11 protein-coding genes are annotated in these 19,306 nt (G+C 69.6%); 6 read left to right on the top strand and 5 right to left on the bottom strand.

What is annotated here, in order from left to right; all coding sequences use genetic code 11:
- Positions 1-8 precede the first annotated feature (8 nt).
- Genes G361_RS0112560 through G361_RS43415 form a run of 4 tightly spaced genes read right to left on the bottom strand, consistent with a single transcriptional unit; the run spans position 9 to position 4,357 of the window.
- On the bottom strand, positions 9-827 hold the full coding sequence (locus G361_RS0112560) for a carbohydrate ABC transporter permease (protein ID WP_019927432.1): 819 nt from the start codon (positions 825-827) through the stop codon (positions 9-11).
- A 31-nt stretch (positions 828-858) separates the two neighbouring features.
- Positions 859-1,821, bottom strand: a complete 963-nt coding sequence (locus G361_RS0112555) for a carbohydrate ABC transporter permease (protein ID WP_019927431.1) — start codon at positions 1,819-1,821, stop codon at positions 859-861.
- Positions 1,818-3,194 (bottom strand): ABC transporter substrate-binding protein, encoded by a 1,377-nt coding sequence (locus G361_RS0112550; RefSeq protein WP_019927430.1) that lies wholly within the window; start codon positions 3,192-3,194, stop codon positions 1,818-1,820. Before G361_RS0112550 ends, G361_RS0112555 begins: the two co-directional genes overlap by 4 nt.
- Before the next feature lie 32 nt (positions 3,195-3,226).
- Positions 3,227-4,357 (bottom strand): ABC transporter ATP-binding protein, encoded by a 1,131-nt coding sequence (locus tag G361_RS43415; RefSeq protein ID WP_019927429.1) that lies wholly within the window; start codon positions 4,355-4,357, stop codon positions 3,227-3,229.
- Between the two features lie 328 nt (positions 4,358-4,685).
- Between G361_RS43415 and G361_RS0112535 the strand changes: the two genes are divergently transcribed.
- The 3 genes from G361_RS0112535 to G361_RS0112525 all read left to right on the top strand — a co-directional run bounded on the left by G361_RS0112535 (position 4,686) and on the right by G361_RS0112525 (position 9,138).
- Complete coding sequence (locus G361_RS0112535; protein ID WP_026342970.1) at positions 4,686-5,633, top strand: LysR family transcriptional regulator; 948 nt, start codon at positions 4,686-4,688, stop codon at positions 5,631-5,633.
- 176 nt (positions 5,634-5,809) lie between these two features.
- Positions 5,810-7,387 carry a PfaD family polyunsaturated fatty acid/polyketide biosynthesis protein gene (locus G361_RS0112530; protein ID WP_019927426.1) on the top strand — a complete coding sequence of 526 codons (1,578 nt, stop codon included), beginning with the start codon at positions 5,810-5,812 and terminating at the stop codon, positions 7,385-7,387.
- Complete coding sequence (locus G361_RS0112525) at positions 7,384-9,138, top strand: long-chain fatty acid--CoA ligase (RefSeq protein ID WP_019927425.1); 1,755 nt, start codon at positions 7,384-7,386, stop codon at positions 9,136-9,138. Before G361_RS0112530 ends, G361_RS0112525 begins: the two co-directional genes overlap by 4 nt.
- Before the next feature lie 3 nt (positions 9,139-9,141).
- Here G361_RS0112525 and G361_RS0112520 read toward each other — a convergent pair whose 3' ends face one another.
- Positions 9,142-9,672 carry a PaaI family thioesterase gene (locus tag G361_RS0112520; protein ID WP_081635373.1) on the bottom strand — a complete coding sequence of 177 codons (531 nt, stop codon included), beginning with the start codon at positions 9,670-9,672 and terminating at the stop codon, positions 9,142-9,144.
- Between the two features lie 261 nt (positions 9,673-9,933).
- On the opposite strand from G361_RS0112520, the gene G361_RS0112510 reads away from it, so the two are divergent.
- The 3 genes from G361_RS0112510 to G361_RS43410 all read left to right on the top strand — a co-directional run bounded on the left by G361_RS0112510 (position 9,934) and on the right by G361_RS43410 (position 19,057).
- Positions 9,934-11,136, top strand: coding sequence for an NAD(P)/FAD-dependent oxidoreductase (locus G361_RS0112510; protein ID WP_019927422.1), 1,203 nt, complete (start codon positions 9,934-9,936; stop codon positions 11,134-11,136).
- A 13-nt stretch (positions 11,137-11,149) separates the two neighbouring features.
- Positions 11,150-11,764 carry a GDSL-type esterase/lipase family protein gene (locus tag G361_RS0112505; RefSeq protein WP_019927421.1) on the top strand — a complete coding sequence of 205 codons (615 nt, stop codon included), beginning with the start codon at positions 11,150-11,152 and terminating at the stop codon, positions 11,762-11,764.
- A gap of 84 nt (positions 11,765-11,848) precedes the next feature.
- Positions 11,849-19,057 (top strand): type I polyketide synthase, encoded by a 7,209-nt coding sequence (locus G361_RS43410; RefSeq protein WP_019927420.1) that lies wholly within the window; start codon positions 11,849-11,851, stop codon positions 19,055-19,057.
- The last annotated feature ends 249 nt before the right edge of the window (positions 19,058-19,306 follow it).

Below are 19,306 nucleotides of genomic sequence, written 5' to 3'. Positions count from 1 at the left end.
CACCGCGGCTACCGGATACCGGATCGGACGAACGCGCTGACGATCTGCCGCTGCAACACCAGATACAACGCGAACACCGGCAGGCAGGCCAGGCCCGCCGCCGCCATCAACGCGGACCAGTCGGTGCCCTCCGGGGAGAAGAAACCCTCCAGGCCCAGCTGGATCACCGAGCGACTGTGCCGCAGCACCATGGCCGGCCAGAAGTACTCGTTCCACGAGGTGATGAACAGCAGGATGGCCAGCGAGGCAAGGGGCGCACGGAGATTCGGCACCACGACCGTCCACAGGGTGGCCCACGAGGACCGGCCGTCCATGGTCGCCGCCTCCAGCAGTTCCCGCGGGAACGCCTGCAGATGCTGGCGCAGCATCATCACCCCGAGCACCGAGCACAGCATCGGCACGATCACCCCGGCCAGCGTGTTGAGCAGGCCGAGCTGCACGATCACGATGTAGTTGGGCAGCATGGTCACCTGGAACGGGACCAGCCAGGTGCCGACGAACAGCAGATAGGCCAGCTGCTGTCCGCGAAAACGCCAGCGGGTCAACGCATATGCGGCGAAGAGGCTGGTCAGCAGCTGGCCCGCGGCGGTCAGGCCCGCCACCGTGAAGGTGTTGAGCAGCAGGCCGCCGATGTCGATGATGTGCGCCGCGTCCCGATAGCCCTGGACCGACAGCGGCCACGGCACCAGGGAGGCGGCGCCCACGTCGGCCGGGCGGCGGAACGACGTGGCGTACATCCAGTAGATCGGGAAGATGCAGGCGATGCTGAGCAGGCCCAGCACCACGTGCCCGATCCATTGCTGTCGCGGCCGCCGGGTTTCGATCATGTCGGCTCGTCCTCCGGATATCTCTCGAGGTTCAGTTGTCGTGCACGCCGAGCCGGTCGGACAGGCGCACCAGCACCAGCGCCAGGACGCCGAAGCCGAGGAAGAACAGCACGCCGGCGGCCGCGGCGCTACCCGCCGCGAAGCCCTGGAACGCGGTCTCCCAGAGGAAGTAGTAGATGTTCGTGGTGGCGCCGCTCGGCCCGCCCTGGGTGAGGTTGTCGATCACCGGGAACGACCACTGCGCGGACAGCAGCACCGTCATCAGCGCCAGGAACAACAGCGTCGGGGACAGCAGCGGCAGCGTGATCCAGCGGGTGGTCTGGCCGCGGCTGGCGCCGTCGAGTGCGGCGGCCTCGGTGTAGTCGTCGCTGATCCCGGCGATGCCGGCGGTCACGATGAGTACGGCGAAACCGAGGACGTGCCAGCCGGTGATCACGACGATCGCCAATTGCGCGGGGCCGGTCTGCTGCAACCAGTTCAGATCGGTGCCCAGCAGCCGGTCGACCGCGCCGTAGCGGGGATCGAGCAGCCACTGCCACACCACCGCGCCGGCCACCGGCGGCACCAGCATCGGCGCGAACACCAGCGCCCGGTACAGCGCGGCGGTCCGGCCGCGCAGCCGGCGGGTGACCAGGCCGACGAAGGTCGGCACGATGATCGTGAACGGCACCATGCCGAGGATGAAAACCACGGTGAGCCACAGGCTCCGGCCCAGCTGCGGGGAACTCAGCAGCCGCCGGTAGTTGTCCAGCCCGGCCGGTTCGGCGGGACTGGTGGGCAACATGTCCCAGTGATAGAAGGACAGCTGCACGGTCTGCGCCAGCGGCCGATAGGTCCAGAAGACCACGCACGCCAGGGCCGGTAGCAGATACAGGTACGGCGGTAGGGCCCGCAGTACCCGGCGCCAACGGGCCGGGCGCCCCGAGGGCGCCCGGCCGTCCAGTGGAAGTGCCTGCACCGCAGGCACTTCCACGAAGATTCCGGTGGTCGTCACTTGGCCGGCATGAGGGCCGAGGCCTGCTGCTGGGCCGCGGTCAGGGTCGCGTTCGGATCGGCGTTCTGGAAGACCGACTTCTCCACCGCCTCCAGCATGCCGTTGCGGATCTGCACGTAGTTGTCGCCGGGGAAGGCGAGCCACGGGTGCAGGCGCTTCAGCTGATCGAGATTCGGTCGCACCAGCGGATTCTGGGCGACCCAGGAGGCCAGGCTGCTGTTCGGATCGTCGACCAGACCGGTGCGCAGCGGCAGGTAGCCGATCTTGCGGGCGATGATCGAGTACGCCTCGTCACCGGTCAGGTACTTGACCAGTTCCCAGCCCGCGCGCTGCTGCGCCGGGTCGCTCGCGGTGACGAACAGCGCCGCACCGGAATTCGTCGGCGCGGCCGGCTTACTGCCGAACTGCGGCATCGTCGCGGCGGCCAGGTCCCAGTGTCCGTCGGCCGCACCCTTGACGAAATTGCCCTGCAGCGAACTGCTTTCGAGGAACATGCCGATATTGCCGGCGGCGAACTGCGGGAAGGCCTGCGTCTGGGTCAGCTGCGGCATCACGCCCGAACCGACCAGATCCCGTGCCATGCCCACGGCCTCGACCGCGGGCGCGTCGGCGAAGGTGAGCTTGCTGCCGTCGCCGGAGAGCACGCTGCCGCCGTTGGACGCGACCAGCGCCTGGTAGCACCAGTCACCGGAAACCTTGGTGAGGCAGTCGATGTAGACGCCGTCCTTACCGGTGTGGCTCTTGATCGCCTGTGCGGCGGTCTTCACCTGATCCCAGTTGGCCGGCGGGTTGGCCGGATCCAGCCCGGCCGCGCGGAACAGCGAGGCGTTGTAGTAGAGCACCGGCGTGGAGAACACGAACGGCACGCCGTAGGTCTTGCCCTTCACGTCACCCAGCGGCTTGGCGGTGTCGGCGAACGGATGCGCGCCACCGAAGTTGGCCTGCACCGCGTTCCGGCCGAACAGGTCGTCGTACGCGTGCGCGTGCAGCTTGTCCACCATGAAGTCGAGATCGCCGAAGATCTCCTGCGCGACGGTGGGCGGATTGCCGGCGGCGACCTCGCTCTGCAGGCTGCTCATCGAGTTGTTGACGCCGTTCGCCGAGGCGCCGCCGGGCTTCTGGGCGGTCACGGTGATGTTCGGGTGCTGCTTGCGGAAGTTGTCGAGCAGTTCGTTGAAGGTGTCGGTCCACGGACCGGCCGTGGACAGGTTGTAGCTCTCGAAGGTGATCGAGACCTTCTGGTCGGGTGCCAGTTCGGGGACGGTGGCCACGCTGGTGCTCGGGCCGCCCGACGGCGTGCCGACACTACAGGCGGTGAGGCTGAGCAGGGTCGCGGCTACCGCTGCGGCGCGGGCCGGCCAATGCCGGATCATCTCGGGTACTCCTTTTTGCGGGGGTGATCCAATTAGGCTGGGGCAGTGTCGAATTCGGATTCGGTTTCGGCCGCGGCCGGCTGCGGGGCGTCCCGCCAGGCCAGCCGGCGGCCGGTGGCGGCGTCGAACAGGTGCACCGCGCCGAGCGGGATGCTCAGGCCGACGCTCGCGCCGGGCGCCAGGTTCAGCGGCCGGGGTCCGCGCAGGGCGAGCCGGGTGCCGGCGGCGTCCAGGTACGCGACCTCCTCGTGGCCCATGTTCTCGACCAGTCGCACGGTGGCACGGATCGGCGCGGTCGCGGCATCGGCGCGGACCAGGCCTTCGGGCCGGACCCCGAGCACGACCTCGCGCGCGGGGGTTTCGCCGGGCCACAACGGCAGTTCGATTCCGGGCGCGCGGACCCGCAGCCGGCCGTCGACGGTCTCGATCGTGGCGTCGACCAGGTTCATCGCCGGCGATCCGAGGAATCCGGCGACGAAGACCGAGGCCGGCCGGTCGTACACCTCCGCGGGTGCCCCGACCTGTTCCAGCCGGCCGCCGTTGAGCACCGCGACGCGGGTGGCCATGGTCAGCGCCTCGATCTGGTCGTGGGTGACGTAGACGAAGGTGGTGCCGAGCCGCCGATGCAGATCGGAGAGGTTCGCGCGGGTCGAGGTGCGCAGCTGGGCATCCAGATTGGACAGCGGCTCGTCCATCAGGAACGCGCCGGGATCGCGGACCAGGGCGCGGCCGAGGGCGACGCGCTGGCGCTGGCCGCCGGACAACTCCCGCGGTTTGCGGTCCAGCAGCTGTGCGAGGTCGAGGGTGCCCGCCACCTCGTCCACCCGGCGCTGCACATCCGCGCGCGACCGGCGCCGGGCACGCAGCGGGAAGCCGATGTTGCGGGCCACCGACAGATGCGGGTACAGCGCGTAACTCTGGAACACCATGGCCAGATCGCGGTCACCCGGCGGGACATCGGTGACGTCGCGGTCGTCGATGAGCAGCCGGCCCGCGCTCGGTTCGATCAGGCCCGCGATCATCCGCAGCAGTGTGGATTTGCCGCAACCGCTCGGGCCGAGCAGGACCAGGAACTCGCCGTCGGTGATATCCAGGTCGATTCCGTCGACCGCCGTCACATCGCCGTATTGCTTCGTCACACCGTGCAACCGGATACGGCTCATGCGAGAACTCACCTTCGACAGGGCGGGCCGCCCGAAATATGTTGTAACAGCGAACCGTGTCAGTCGAACATTGATCCGTGTACTGCAAATGAACTGGGCCGAAACGCTTTCCGGTGCTCCGGAGCGGGCAGAACGCGCTGATCTGGCGCTATTCGCGCGGCCAATCGACGATCGGGAAATCGTAATTGTCCGAGCCGGGTTCACGGCCGGTGAACAGCAGGTGCCGCACGGCAGATATATACCTGTACGCCATCCGATCGCGAACTGGGTTCACCGTCGGTTAGTCGGAGCGGATACGCTGAGCTCACCTCACGGACGGGACCTGACGATGGAATTTAGACTCTTGGTATCCTTCCTCGCCGTTGCGGAAGAACTGCATTTCGGTCGTGCCGCGGCACGACTGCACCTGGCTCAACCCTCTCTCAGTCAGCAACTTCAGCGGCTCGAACGGAGCCTCGGCGTCCGGCTCGTCGATCGCACATCGCACCAGGTCGGCCTGACCCCGGCCGGCGAGGTGCTGCGCGAGCACGCCCGCACCATCATCACCCAGACCGAAGAAGCCCGGACGGCGGTGCGCGAGGTGGCGCTCGGCCGGGCCGGGGTACTCCGGATCGGCTACAACTTCCCTGCGGGACAACGGATTCTGCCCGCCGCACTGGCCCGGATGAACACCATACTACCCAACGTCAACGTGAATCTGGTCGACAAGCGCACCGGCCCCCAGCTCACCGCGCTCGCCGACGGCGAACTCGACATCGCCCTGGTGTACGGCCGCCCGGCCTCGGCCGGTTTCCAGTTCCGCCCGCTGCTGCAGGTGCCGCTGGTGGCCGTCGTCGGCCGCGGGCACAGCTGGGCGCGCCGATCCCGGACCTCGTTCAGCGAGCTGGCCAGCCAGTCCTGCATCCTGTTCGAGCGTCAGCAGAGTCCCGCGATGTACGACGCGCTGTTCATCGCGGCCGAGCGCAGCGGGATCAAACTGAGCGTCGATCACCTGCTCGACGATCCCAATGCCATGGGCATCATGGTCTCGGTGAAGCCGGTGGTCGGGTTCACCTCCTCGTTGCACGCCGGATTCGCCTCGGCCAATCCGGGTTACGTGCAGACCGTCACCGTCGCGCTGCACGATCCGGTGCCGATCGTGGAGCTGTGCGCGGTGTGGCGCGCCGACGACAACCGCCCCCTGGTCCGCTCCTTCCTCGGCTGTATCGAGTCGGCCAAACCGCTCGACAGCCTGCCCAGACCGGACGCGGTGCCGACACAGGTGTCGGCACAGTAGTTTCCGGGAACGACGAGAGCGCACCGCGCTCGCGAACGATTCGCGGGCGTGGTGCGGCGGCGTGCGCGGCAACGGCGCCCGCACCCGGAACCGGCCATCACGCAACCGAATCGGACGATGGTTTTCCCGGTCCGCCGTATTGACCCTGCCTGCGAATTCGCCGAAGACTTGGTGACGTGACCATCCCCATTGCATCGCCTGTACTGGCCAGGGACGACGAGTCGATCTATCAGGCGCTGTCCGTGTTGGACAAGCCGGTGTTCGTGGTGCGCGACGATCGTGGCGTCGCGGTGACGACGGATCCGGAGGCGGCGCGCGGCCTCCGGGTGCTGGCCTCGGTGCCCGCGCTGCGGCCGGAATCATTGGGGGACAGCGAGTTCCGCAAGGCGCACGGCGTGCGCTACGCCTACCACGCCGGGGCGATGGCGAACGGGATCGCCTCGGCCGGGCTGGTGGTCGCGATGGCCCGCGCCGGATTCCTGGCGTCCTTCGGCGCCGGCGGGGTCCTGCCCGCCCGGATCGACGAGGCGCTGGCCACCATCCGCCGCGCGGTGCCGGGGGAACCCTTCGCGTGCAACGTGATCCACAGCCCGAGCGAATCCGCGCTGGAGCGGTCCATCGTGGACGCCTGCCTGCGGCACGAGGTCCGGTGCGTCGAGGCATCGGCCTTCATGGATCTGACGCCGCACATCGTGCGGTACCGGCTCGCCGGCCTGCAGCGCGACCCGAACGGCCGGGTGGTGGCCCGTAACCGGGTGATCGCCAAGGTTTCCCGCGGCGAGGTCGCGGAGCTGTTCCTGCGGCCGGCGCCGCCGAGCCTGGTGCGCGGCCTGTACGAATCCGGTGAGATCACCGCCGAGCAGGCCGAACTGGCCGCGGCGATCCCGATGGCCGACGACATCACCGGCGAGGCGGATTCCGGCGGGCACACCGACCGCCGCCCGCTGGTGGTGCTGCTGCCGTCGCTGCTCGCGCTGCGCGACCGGATCCGGCGCGAATGCGGGTACGCCCAGCAGGTCCGGGTCGGCGCCGCCGGCGGGATCGGCACGCCGGCCGCGGCGGTGGCGGCGTTCACCATGGGCGCCGCCTACGTGGTCACCGGTTCGATCAACCACGCCTCGGTCGAGGCCGCGCAGTCCGATGCGGCGAAGCGGCTGCTGGCCGCGGCCGGGGTCGCCGACACCGTGATGGCGCCGTCCTCGGACATGTTCGAACTGGGCGTCGACGTCCAGGTCCTGCAGCGCGGCACCATGTTCGCGAGCCGGGCCCGGCGGCTGTACGACACCTACCGCGCCTACCCCGGCGTCGACGCGATCCCCGCGGCCGAGCGCGCGGAGCTCGAGCAGCGCATCCTGCAGCGCTCGTTCGACGAGGTGTGGGCCGACTGCGTGCAGTACTTCAGCGAACGCGATCCGGAGCAGATCGAGCGGGCCACCGGCAATCCGAAACGGCGGATGGCCTTGATCTTCCGCTGGTACCTCGGCCGATCCTCGGGCTGGAGTATGGCCGCGACGCCCGAACGCGCGGCGGACTACCAGATCTGGAGCGGCCCGGCGATGGGCGCGTTCAACGAATGGGTGGCCGGAACCTATCTGGCCGCGCCGGGGCATCGGCACGTCGCCGAGATCGCGCTACAGGTCATGCGCGGCACCGCATTCGCCGCACGGGTCGGCCAGTTGCGGGCCGCCGGGGTGCGGCTGCCGGCCCGCTGCGCGACCTACATCCCGGTCCCGTTGACCCGGGGCACGCGATGAACCGGCAGGAATACCGGGTGGCGCCGCTGGTGACGATGGCCGACGCCGACAACCTGGCGAACGTGGTGTACGACGGGGCGCAATCCCGGCCCGCCGCCGCCGTATTCAGTCACGGGACCGGCGAGAGCCGCCGCGACATCGACTTCGCGGAATTCGCCCGGCTGGTGGCGGGGATCGCGAAAGGCTTGGCGGCCAACGGAATCGGCGCCGGTGACCGGGTGCTGATCCTCGGCGCGACGAGTTACGAGTGGTCGGTGGCGGATTTCGCGGTGCTGAGCCTGGGCGCGGTGACCGTCCCGGTGTATCCGACCTCCTCGGCGGAGCAGATCCGGCACATCGTGGCCGATTCCCGTCCCCGCGCGTGCTTCACGGAATCGGCCGCGCAGCGCGAGCTGATCGGCGAGGTCGCGGGCGCGGCGGTGGCCGGGCGGTCCTGGCTGCTCGGCGGGTCGTTCGAGGAACTCGCCGCGGCGGGCCACGCGGTCGGCGACGACGAGGTCACGCGGCGGCGGCTCGCGGTACGGGCCGACGATATCGCCACCATCGTCTACACCAGCGGCACCACGGGAATGCCCAAGGGCTGCATGCTGACCCACCGCAACATCTTCGCCGCCGCGGCCAATGTGGTCGAGTTGCTGCACACGGTGTTCCGGCGCAGCCCCGACGATCCCGCGTCGACGCTGATGTTCCTGCCGCTCGCGCACGTGTACGGGCGGGTGGCGCTGTTCGGCTGCGTGTGGGCCGGGGTCCGTACCGGTCTGGTCGCCGCCCCCGCGCAATTGCCCGGTCTGCTCCCGGAATTCCGGCCGACGTTCCTGATCGGCGTCCCGTACGTGCTGGAGAAGATCCGCAAGGGCGCGCGGCAGGCGTTCGGCGGCGCCGACTATGCGGCGGTGGAGGCGGCGGTGATCGCCACCGGTCACGCCGACCGGCACGGCGAGGCGAGTACGGCGGCCGTCGACGAGCAGTGGTACCGGCGGTTGCGCGGCATGCTGGGTGGCCGGCTCGAATACGTGATCGCCGGTGGCGCCTCACTGGAACCGTCGACCGCGGACTTCTTCACGGGTCTCGGCGTGGAGATCATCGGCGCGTACGGCCTGACCGAGGCGTCCTCGACGGTCAGCATGAGCGCTCCGAAGGCCAACCGGCCCGGCGCGGTCGGCCGGCCGGTGCCCGGTACGACCATCGCGATCGCCGGCGACGGGGAGATCCTCGTCCGCGGCGACCAGGTCTTCCCCGGCTACTGGCCCGACGGCGGGCACGAGGCCACCGACTGGCTGCCGACCGGTGACCTGGGCCGTCTCGACGAGGACGGATTCCTCTTCATCACCGGCCGGCGCAAGGAGATCATCGTCACCAGCGGCGGTAAGAACGTGGCGCCCGCGCCGCTCGAGGATCGGGTCCGCCTGCATCCGCTGGTCAGCAACTGCATGGTCGTCGGCGAGGGGCGTTCGTACGTGACCGCGCTGATCACCCTGGATCCGGCGGTGCTGACCCGGTGGGCCGCGGACCACGGGGTCGACGCGACCGGCGGTGTGCCGACCGAGGATCCGCGCCTGGTGGCCGAGATCGGTACGGCCGTCGACGAGGCGAATCTGCTGGTCTCGCGCGCGGAGTCGATCCGCCGGTTCGCGATCCTGCCCGCGGACTTCTCCGTCGAGCAGGGCCATATGACCGCGTCGCTGCGGTTGCGGCGCAAGGCGATCGAGGAGGACTTCGACGCCGTCGTCGAAGCCCTCTATCGGAGCTGATCGCTATGCGGCGGCCAGCCAGCAGAAGTACTGCAGGTCCACCTTCGCGACGAGCGCGCCGGAATCGTCACGCAGCAGGGCCTTGCCGGTGAGGTCGAACTGCTCCTCGGTCCCGCGCCCGACGATGTCGGCCAGGGCCGGGGAGGAGACGGTGCCGTGGGCGCGGATCCGCCCGCGCGCCGCGCGGAGGAAGGTGGCCCGGGTGTCGCGGAGCACGAAGGTCCGCAACTGCAGGATCCGGGGTGCGAAGGCGCCGGAGAACGCACCGGCGCAGGCGACCTCGGCGGCGAGGAACAGCGCCCCCGCGTGCACCGTGCCGAGGTGGTTCAGCTTGTCCGGCTCCGCCGGTATCTCGGCCACCGCCGAGTCCGGGCCCAATTCCGTCATGCGTATCCCCGCGAGATTGACGAACGGCACGAGCGTGTCGACCGTCCGGCGGATCTGTTCGTAATCAGGTATTTCCGTGCCGGCCATCTCCACCAGCCGAGCCTGCGCTGCGGCGATTTTCGAGGCCGGTTCATTTCCTGTCGGCATGTATTGATTACCGCACGCCGGTTGTACCCCGCGATGAACGGTGGCTGAACTCGAACATTCGGCCGCACAACGAGTTTACGAATACTTTGCCATAGCCTGTGATCGTCGCCCGATCGGATTTCAGAATTGCGGGTGTCGATCCGGGCGATCGCGTCAATATACTCGATATCGGCGTGGTTGCCGGTCATCTCTCGGTTTCCGGCTCACGGCACTTCACAGCGATCGACCGCACAAGTGATTGATTTCCTAGGAGGCGCCCGGATGTATGACGCGATCGTGGTAGGCGCGCGCTGCGCTGGTTCACCGGTCGGGATGCTGCTGGCGAGGCGGGGTCACCGGGTTCTGGTGGTGGACCGCGCGACATTCCCCAGCGACACCGTCTCGACCCACTACATCCAGCAACGCGGCCTGGCCAAGCTGTCCGCCTGGGGCCTGCTCGACAAGCTGGTCGCCACGGGTATGCCGGCGATCAAGCATATGACGGTGTCCTACCGGGACATCGTGATCGCGGGCTTCGCGGACTCCATCGGCGGGATCGACGCCACCTACGCGCCCCGGCGGACCGTCCTCGACCCGATCCTGGTCGAGGGTGCGCGCGCGGCCGGCGCCGAGGTGCGCGAGGGCTACACCGTGCACGAGCTGATCATCGAGGACGGCCGGGTGGTGGGCATCCGCGGTTCCGAGGCCGGCGGCGAGATCCGGGAGGAGCGGGCCCGCATCGTGATCGGGGCCGACGGCACCAACTCGTTCGTCGCGAACGCGGTCGAGGCCGAGTTCTACACCCGGGTGCCGGCCGAATGCTTCGTCTACTACACCTATTACAGCGGCCTGCGGACGGATTTCCACAGCCGCATCGGCGATCGGCAGCAGATCGGCATCTGGCCCACCCACGACGACCTGACGCTGGTCGCCGTGATGCGGAAGCTGGACGCCTACCAGGACTTCCGTGCCGATGTGGAGGGTAATTTCCTCGGCATCGCGCGCGATATCGTGCCCGAGTTCGCCGAGGAGCTGACCACCCACGGCAAGCGCGAGAGCCGTTTCCAGCCGATGCGCTACCCGGACAACTACTACCGGCAATCGCACGGCGACGGCTGGGCCCTGGTGGGCGACGCGGGCTACCACAAGGATCCGCTGACCGGACTGGGCATCTCGGACGCGTTCGAATACGCGGACCTGCTCGCCGACCGCGTGCACGAGGGCCTGTCCGGCCGCCCGATGGACGAGGCGCTGGCGGAATATCAGCGGATCCGGGACGAGAAGTCGCACTCGGGCTTCGAATTCACCACCTCGATCTCCACGCTGGAGCTCACCCCGCAATTGCTGGCAGTTTTCCAGGCGCTCGGCTCGAACGATATCGCGGCCAAGGATTTCTTCGCGATGATCGGCGGCGGAATGACCGGCGAGGAGTTCTTCGCGCCGGAGCGGATCGGGAAACTCCTCGGCACCGGAGCGTCGGCGTAGCCGGCGGAATCCGATGTCGGAAAACAATCTGACGGTAGTCGGGGACAGTTGTGCGGAGGGCCGCGGCGGCATGGTGCGCGCCGACGGCTCCTTCGCCGGATTCGTGGTGCAGATCGCGACGATTCTCGGTATTTCCGGTGCGACCCTGAACCTCGGATCCTTCGGCGCCACGACGCAGGATGTGGTGGATCGGCAATTACCGGTGGCGCTGGCGAATCCCGCGCCGCTGACGGGTGTGATCGTCGGCGGGAACGACCTGGTCACCAGCTACGAACCCGAGCGATTCCGCCGCAACCTCCGGCACATCTACGCGAGCCTGGTGAGCCCGGGACGCCTGGTGTTCACGACGAACTGGCCGAACATCCCGGACAAACTCCCCGGCCTGCCGGAGTCGTTCCGGGCCGTGCTGCGCGCGCGATTCGCCGAGGCGAACGACTATCTCGACACACTCGTCGACGAGTTCGATCTCGTCTGCCTCGACCTGGTGAACGCGCCCATCTGCGCGGATCCCGTCATGTGGTGCCCGGACGGAATGCATCCGAGCCCCGCCGGGCATCAGCTCATCGGTACCGCACTGGCCGACCTCATCGACGAGGTCCGCACGGTGCGCGTCACACAGACCCGATAGATCAGAACATCCTCGCTGATCAACGGCGATCAGAGCAGACATTCTCGCATTGCCCGGATCGGCAGCTCCAGACAGAGGTAGCACATGAACGACCAGAACCCACTACGGAACGAGCCGCCGAACGCGTGGCGCCTGGCCGACAATCCGATCGCGATCGTCGGAATGAGCGGCCTGTTCCCGATGGCGCGGAACTTCCGGGATTTCTGGCAGAACGTCGTCGACGCGGCCGACTGCATGTCCGATGTTCCGCCGTCGCGCTGGAATCTCGACGACTACTACGACGAGGATCCGACCGCGCCGGACAAGACCTATTGCCGGCGTGGCGGTTTCGTGCCGGAGACGCCGTTCAGCGTCACCGAGTTCGGGCTGCCGCCGAATCAGCTCGAGGTCACCACGGTCGTGCAGCTGCTGAGCCTGGTCGTCGCGCGCAATGTGCTGGCCGACGCCGGTGCCACCGGATCGCAGTGGTACCGGCCGGAACGCACCGGCGTCGTGCTGGGTGTGGCGGGGCCGACCACGTTGTCGCACCCGCTGGCCGCCCGGCTGTCGACCCCGGTGCTCAAGGAGGTCGTGCGCAGCTGCGGGCTGACCGCCGCCGACGCCGAGCAGATCGCGCAGCGGTACGTCGAGGCCTTCGCGCCGTGGGAGGAGAACTCGTTCCCGGGCCTGCTGGGCAACGTGATCGCCGGCCGCGTCGCCAACCGCCTCGACCTCGGCGGGATGAACTGCACGGTCGACGCCGCCTGCGCGAGTTCGCTGTCGGCGGTGCACATGGCGATCGGTGAACTGGTCTCCGGCCGGGCCGATCTGATGATCACCGGTGGCTGCGACACCGAGAACTCGATCTTCGGTTACATGTGCTTCAGCAAGGTCGGGGCGCTGTCCCGCTCCGGCACCATCAAACCCCTCGACGACAGTGCCGACGGCACGCTGGTCGGCGAGGGCATCGGCATGCTCGCGCTCAAGCGGCTCGCGGATGCCGAGCGCGACGGCGACCGGGTGTACGCGGTGATCCGCGGGATCGGCTCCTCCAGCGACGGACGGTTCAAGAGCATCTACGCGCCGCGCGCCGAGGGCCAGCAGGCCGCGTTGCGCCGCGCCTACCAGGACGCGGACTGCTCGCCCGCCTCGATCGGGCTGTTCGAGGCGCACGCCACCGGCACCCGGGTCGGCGACCAGACCGAGCTCACCGCCCTGAACGCGGTGCTGCGCGCGGAGACCGACGAGACCGGCTACGCGGCCATCGGCAGCGTGAAGTCCCAGATCGGGCACACCAAGGGCGCCGCGGGCGCGGCCAGCCTGATGAAACTCGCACTCGCGTTGCACCACAAGGTACTTCCGCCGACGATCAACGTCACCAAGCCGAACAACGCGCTCGACGACACCTCGCCGCTCTACGTCAACACGCGGACTCGGCCGTGGATCCGCGACCCGCGGCGGCCGCAGCGCCGCGCCGCGGCCTCGGCGATGGGCTTCGGCGGCACCAACTTCCACGCGGTGCTGGAGGAGATCACCCCCGGCCGTGAGCAGCTGCGCACGATGCACCGCACCGCGCGCGTGCACCTGTGGCACGCCGCCACCGGAGCCGAACTGGCGAACCTGCTCGGCTCCGGCGCGGAACCGAACGGGGACAACGGGATTCCGGCCGACCATGCCCGCGTCGGATTCGTGGCGCGGGACGCGCAGGAGGCGACGGCGCTGCGCGAGCTGGCCGCCGCCGAACTGGCCCGCACCGGCGATGCCGAGGACTGGTCGCATCCCAAGGGCGTCTTCTTCCGCCGCCGGGCCCTCCCGGACCTCAAGGTGGGCGCGCTGTTCGCCGGCCAGGGCAGCCAGTACGTGGACATGGGCCTGGCCGCCGTGCTGAACAACCCCACCGTCGCCACCGCCTTCGACGAGGCCAACGCGGTCTTCACCGATGCGGTCCGGCCCCCGGCCGCGGTGGTGTTCCCGCCGCCGGTGTTCGACCCGGAGGTGCGCAACGCGCAGGAGAACATGTTGCGGCGCACCGAATACGCGCAGCCGGCGATCGGCGCGCTGTCGGTGGGCCAGTTCCGGTTCCTGGCCGAGCGCGGCCTGGAATGCGCCGGGTACATGGGCCACAGCTTCGGTGAGCTGACCGCGCTGTGGGCGGCCGGTTCCCTGGACGCGGGCGATTTCTTCACCCTCGCCAAGGCGCGCGGCGCGGCGATGGCCGTCGACGCGGCCGATCCCGGCACGATGGCCGCGGTGCAGGCCACCCGCGAACAGGTGACCGAGATCCTCGGCGCGCACCCGGAGGTGAGCGTCTGCAATCACAATGCGCCGGAACAGGTCGTGGTCGGCGGCGGGACCGATGCCGTGGCCGCCCTCGTCACCGACTGCCGCGCGCGCGGGCTGACCGTCCGGGAGCTGCCGGTGGCCGGGGCCTTCCACACCTCCTTCGTCGCGCACGCGGTCGAGCCGTTCCGGGCGGCCGTGGCGGAGATCGACATTCGGGCGCCGAAGCATCGGGTCTACGCGAATTCCGAAGGTGCCGAGTACAACTCGGACGTCGAGGTGAACCGCCGCGCGCTGACCGATCAGCTGCTGCGGTCCGTGGAGTTCGTGCACGGCCTGGAGGCCATGCGGGCCGACGGCTGCAACGTCTTCGTCGAGTTCGGGCCGAAGGGCACGCTGACCCAGTTCGTGCGGCGCACCCTCGGCGCCGATGTGGTCGCGATCGCCACCGATCAGGGGCCGACCGGGGACGGCGATGTGGCGCTGAAGAAGGCCGCGTTGCAGCTGGCGGTGCTCGGCGCGCCGATCGTCGATGTGCACCGGCACGACGCGCCGGCGTTCAGCGAGGCCCCCGCGGAGGGGATGGTGGTCGAGCTGACCGGGCGTGACTTCGTGCCGGACTCCCGCCGGGAGCGCTTCCGCACCGCGATCGGGGAGCCGGTCGTGCTGGAGGCGGTATCGTCCGCCGCGGCCGAGGCGGCGGAGACGGCCACGGTGCTCGCCGAATCGCTGCGGCCCGCAACGGTTTCCGCGCCTGCGCCGGAGCCGGTCGCGGTGGCCGGGCAGCATGCGGATGCGGTGTTCGGGCAGTACGCGGATGCCGTGCCCGCTCAGCATGCCGTCGCCGTGCCGGTTCAGCACGCGGTCGCCGGGCTCGATCGGTACGAAGCGGACAGTGTGCCGGAACCGGTGTACGCCGGTCCGGGGCTGGACGTGGTCACCCAGCAGCACCTCGCGATCCACAGCCGGTACACGGAGGGACAGCTCGAGGTCGCCGAAGGGCTGGTTTCGGTGCTGCGCGAGGCGCAGCGCACCGGCGACACCGACGATCGGCTGTTCGCCACCGTCGATGCCATCAAGGAACAGAGCCTGGCCATCGGGCAGACGCACACGCGGGTCAACGAGATCCTCGCGTCGCTGACCGAGCTCGAATTCGGTGGTGACGCTTCGGCTTTCGCGCCGCCGATCCCGCCGGCCCCGCAGCCGCACGGCACGAACGGTTTCCACACCGATCTGCCCGCCGGAAACGGGAACGGCAACGGGAACGGGAACGGGCACGGCAACGGGCACGGTGTGCCTGCGCTGCCGACCGCGCTGTCCGAGAGCCCGGCCGGGCACCGCGCAGATGCGCCGGTCGATCGGACGGAAACGATTGCTCCGCAGACGATTCCGGCACCGCAGCCGGTGGCTTCGCCCGCTCCGGTCGCACAGCCGCCGGTGAACGGAGCCGCGGCCCTGGACACCGATGCGGTGTGGTCGGTGCTGGTGGACGTGGTGTCCGAGAAGACCGGTTATCCGCCGGAAATGCTTGCGCTGTCCATGGATCTGGAAGCGGATCTGGGTGTGGACTCGATCAAGCGGGTGCAGATCATGGGTGCGCTCGGTGAACGTGTCGAAGGTGTGCCCACGGTCGGACCGGAACAGGTCTCGGAGCTGCGCACCCTGAACGACATCGTGGGCTTCGTCGCCGACGCCGCAGGCGCCGCTCCGGCCGGGGCGGCTACCGCGACCCTGGACACCGATGCGGTGTGGTCGGTGCTGGTGGACGTGGTGTCGGAGAAGACGGGCTATCCGCCGGAAATGCTTGCGCTGTCGATGGATCTGGAAGCGGATCTGGGTGTGGACTCGATCAAGCGGGTGCAGATCATGGGTGCACTCGGCGAGCGCGTCGAGGGTGTGCCCACGGTCGGTCCCGAGCAGGTCGCGGAACTGCGGACGCTGAACGACATCGTCGGCTTCGTCGCCACCGCCGCGGGTGCGCCGACCGGCGGCACCGCCGCGGTGGGCCCGGACGCGGTGTGGTCGGTGCTGGTGGATGTGGTGTCGGAGAAGACCGGTTATCCGCCGGAAATGCTTGCGCTGTCGATGGATCTCGAGGCGGACCTCGGTGTGGATTCGATCAAGCGGGTGCAGATCATGGGTGCGCTCGGTGAGCGCGTCGAGGGTGTGCCCGTGGTCGGACCGGAACAGGTCGCCGAGCTGCGGACGCTGAACGACATCGTCGGCTTCGTCGCCGGCGCGGCCGGTGCCCCGAGCGGGACTCCCGCCGGATCGACCGCTGCGGCGGGTGCCGACGCGGTGTGGTCGGTGCTGGTGGAGGTCGTCTCGGAGAAGACGGGCTACCCGCCGGAAATGCTTGCGCTGTCCATGGATCTGGAAGCGGATCTGGGTGTGGATTCGATCAAGCGGGTGCAGATCATGGGTGCGCTCGGTGAGCGCGTCGACGGTGTGCCCGCCGTCGGTCCCGAACAGGTCGCCGAATTGCGGACGCTGAACGACATCGTCGGCTTCGTCGCGGGCGACGCGGCACCCGGCGCGGCCGGAAATGCTTCGGCCGCAACCGAATCCGTCGACGCCGAACAGGCCGGGGCCGACGACACCGCGGCCGATCCCGTCCGGTTGCGCATCGAGCCGGTTCAGCTCCCCGGAGTCGACCGCGCCGAGAACCCCTACGCCGCCGACCGGGTCGCGCTGATCGTCGACCACGGCGACGAGACTGCGGGGGTGCTCGCCGGGGCGCTCACCGGCAACGGGTGGACCGTTCGCACGGCAACCGTTGCGGCCGAGACGGATTCGGGAGTCATCGGCTGGGACGGTGAGACGCTGACCACGGCACTCACCACGGCCCTGGCGACCACGGACCGGCTCGACCTCTGCCTGACCGTGCTCCCCGCCGACGGGCAGTGGCCGGGAAGCGCACGCGCGCTGGCCGACAGCGTGCTCAGCGCCAAGCTGGTCCACGATCGGCTCGTGGCGACGGCCGAGGCCGGCACCCGCGCGGCCTTCGTCACCGTCACCCGGATCGACGGTGCGCTCGGCCACCGCGGCGACCGTCCCGCCGCCGCGGCACTGGTCGGCGGCGTCGGCGGAGTGGTCAAGACCCTCGCCCAGGAGGCGCCGGGATTGTTCTGCCGCGCACTGGATCTCGCACCGGAACTGACCGGCGAGGCGCTGATCGACACCGTGCTGGCCGAACTCGACGATGCGGCGGTCGACGCCCGCGAGGTCGCGGTCGACGCCTACCGCAACCGTTCGACGCTGCGCCTGGTTCCGGTCGAAACATCGGACACCGGTTCGGATCTCACCGTCACCGCCGACGACGTACTGGTCGTCACCGGTGGCGCTCGCGGTGTGACCGCTTGGTGCGTCCGCGAATTGGCGAGCCGGCAGGCCTGCGAGTTCCTGTTGCTCGGCCGCACCGATCTCGAGGACGAGCCGGAATGGGCCGCAGGCGTCGAGGACGGTGCGCTCAAGTCGGCCGCGATCGCGGCCGTACGTGCCGCGGGGGAGCAGCCGACCCCCAAGCAGGTCGACCGGATGGCCCGTAATCAGCTGGCGCAGCGCGAGATCCGGGCGACCGTCGCGGCGGTCGCCGCGACCGGGGCCCGGGTGCGCTACCTCGCGGTGGACATCACCGATCCCGAGGCCACCCGGCAGGCGCTCGCGGCGGATGCCGGGCGCGTCACCGGGATCGTGCACGGGGCCGGTGCGCTCGCCGACGCCCTGCTGCCCGCCAAGTCCGCCGGCGATATCCGCGCGGTGCTCGCGACCAAACTCGACGGGCTGCACAATGTCGTCGGCGCGCTGCCGGACGCACCGCTACGGCACGTGATCGTCTTCGGTTCGGTGGCAGGCGTTTACGGCAACCCGGGCCAGGCCGACTACGCGGTCGCCAACGAGGCGCTCAACCGGGCGGCGATGAGCTGGCGGCAGCACGGCTTCGCCGGACATGTCACCGCGGTCAACTGGGGCGCCTGGGACGGCGGCATGGTCACGCCGGAACTACGGGAGATGTTCCTCGCCAGAGGCGTTGCGCTGCTGGGTATGGACGCCGGGGCCCGGATGTTCGCCGAGCAGTTCACGACCGGCCGCGCCGGCGACGTGGCGGTGCTGATCGGCCCGGCGGCCCCGCTCGCCGTGGCCGCACAGGTCACCGCCGGCCGTGCGTTCGCCACCCATCGCGATCTGGCGCCGCTCGCGGCGGATCCGGTGATCCTCGATCATCGGGTCGGGCAGTTCCCGGTGTTCCCGACGGCCGCCGGGCTGGGGTGGACGATCAACACGCTGGAGCGGGCCAATCCCGGTCTGCGCGTGATCGAATGCTCCGGCTTCGAGGTGCTCAAGGGCATCGTCTACGACGGGCCCGGTGAGCGCGACTGCCGGCTCGAGGTGCAGGCGGGCGAGGTGACCGGCGATCACCTGACGGTGAAGGCCCGGATCACGAGCGTCGAACCCGGAAAGACCTTCGCCCCGGCACATTTCGCGGGCACCTTCGTCCTCGCTCCCGCACCGGCGCAGGCTCCGGTGGTATCGGGATGGCCGGGTTACCCGATCGGCGAGGGCCCGGAAAACGGGCTCGACGTCTACCGTGACGCGTTCCTGTTCCACGGGCCGCTGCTGCAAGGGGTCCGGCGGATCCTGGAGCGGGCGGATCGGCGCCTGGTCGTGGAATGCGAACTGGCCGATACGCCGATCGCCGAGGGCAATTACGCCGGCGCCCTGCACAGCCCGGTGCTCTCCGATGTGGTGATCCAGGCGGGTGCGCTGCTCGGCGTGTGGTTCATGAACTCGGGCTGCCTGCCGCTGGCCATCGGCCGGGTCGAGTACTTCGACGCACTGCCGTCGAGCAGCCCGTTCGTGGTCGTGGTCGACGACCTGCGCGTCGACGCGACCGGGAAAGCGGTGACGGTGACGGTCACCGCGTGCGATCCGGACGGCCGGGTGTTGCAGCGCTACACCGATCTCTTCGTGGTCGCGACGCCGGAGATGACCGAGAAGTTCGCCGAGGCCGTGCGTCTGCGGGAACAGCGCTGATGACGACCGTCGACGCGTGGAGAGGAGATCCGATGACGACACAACTGGACGCCCTCGATTTCGACGGCGAGCCGTTCGACGCCCTCGAATGGGGGATCGTGACGGAACCGGCACGGCCGGTGGCCCACCCGGGCGCTGCGGCTCCGGCCGGCCCGGCGTCGGCTGTACCCGGCGCGGTTCCGGGTGGGTACGCCCCGGCCGGGTACGCACCGGCTGGATCGGCCGCGGCGGGATCGGCATCGGCCGGGT

The sequence above is a fragment of the Nocardia sp. BMG111209 genome (assembly GCF_000381925.1).
In the GTDB taxonomy this organism is placed as follows: domain Bacteria; phylum Actinomycetota; class Actinomycetes; order Mycobacteriales; family Mycobacteriaceae; genus Nocardia.
Note: the sequence above shows the minus strand (reverse complement) of the source record. Positions and strands in the feature narration are given on the sequence as shown.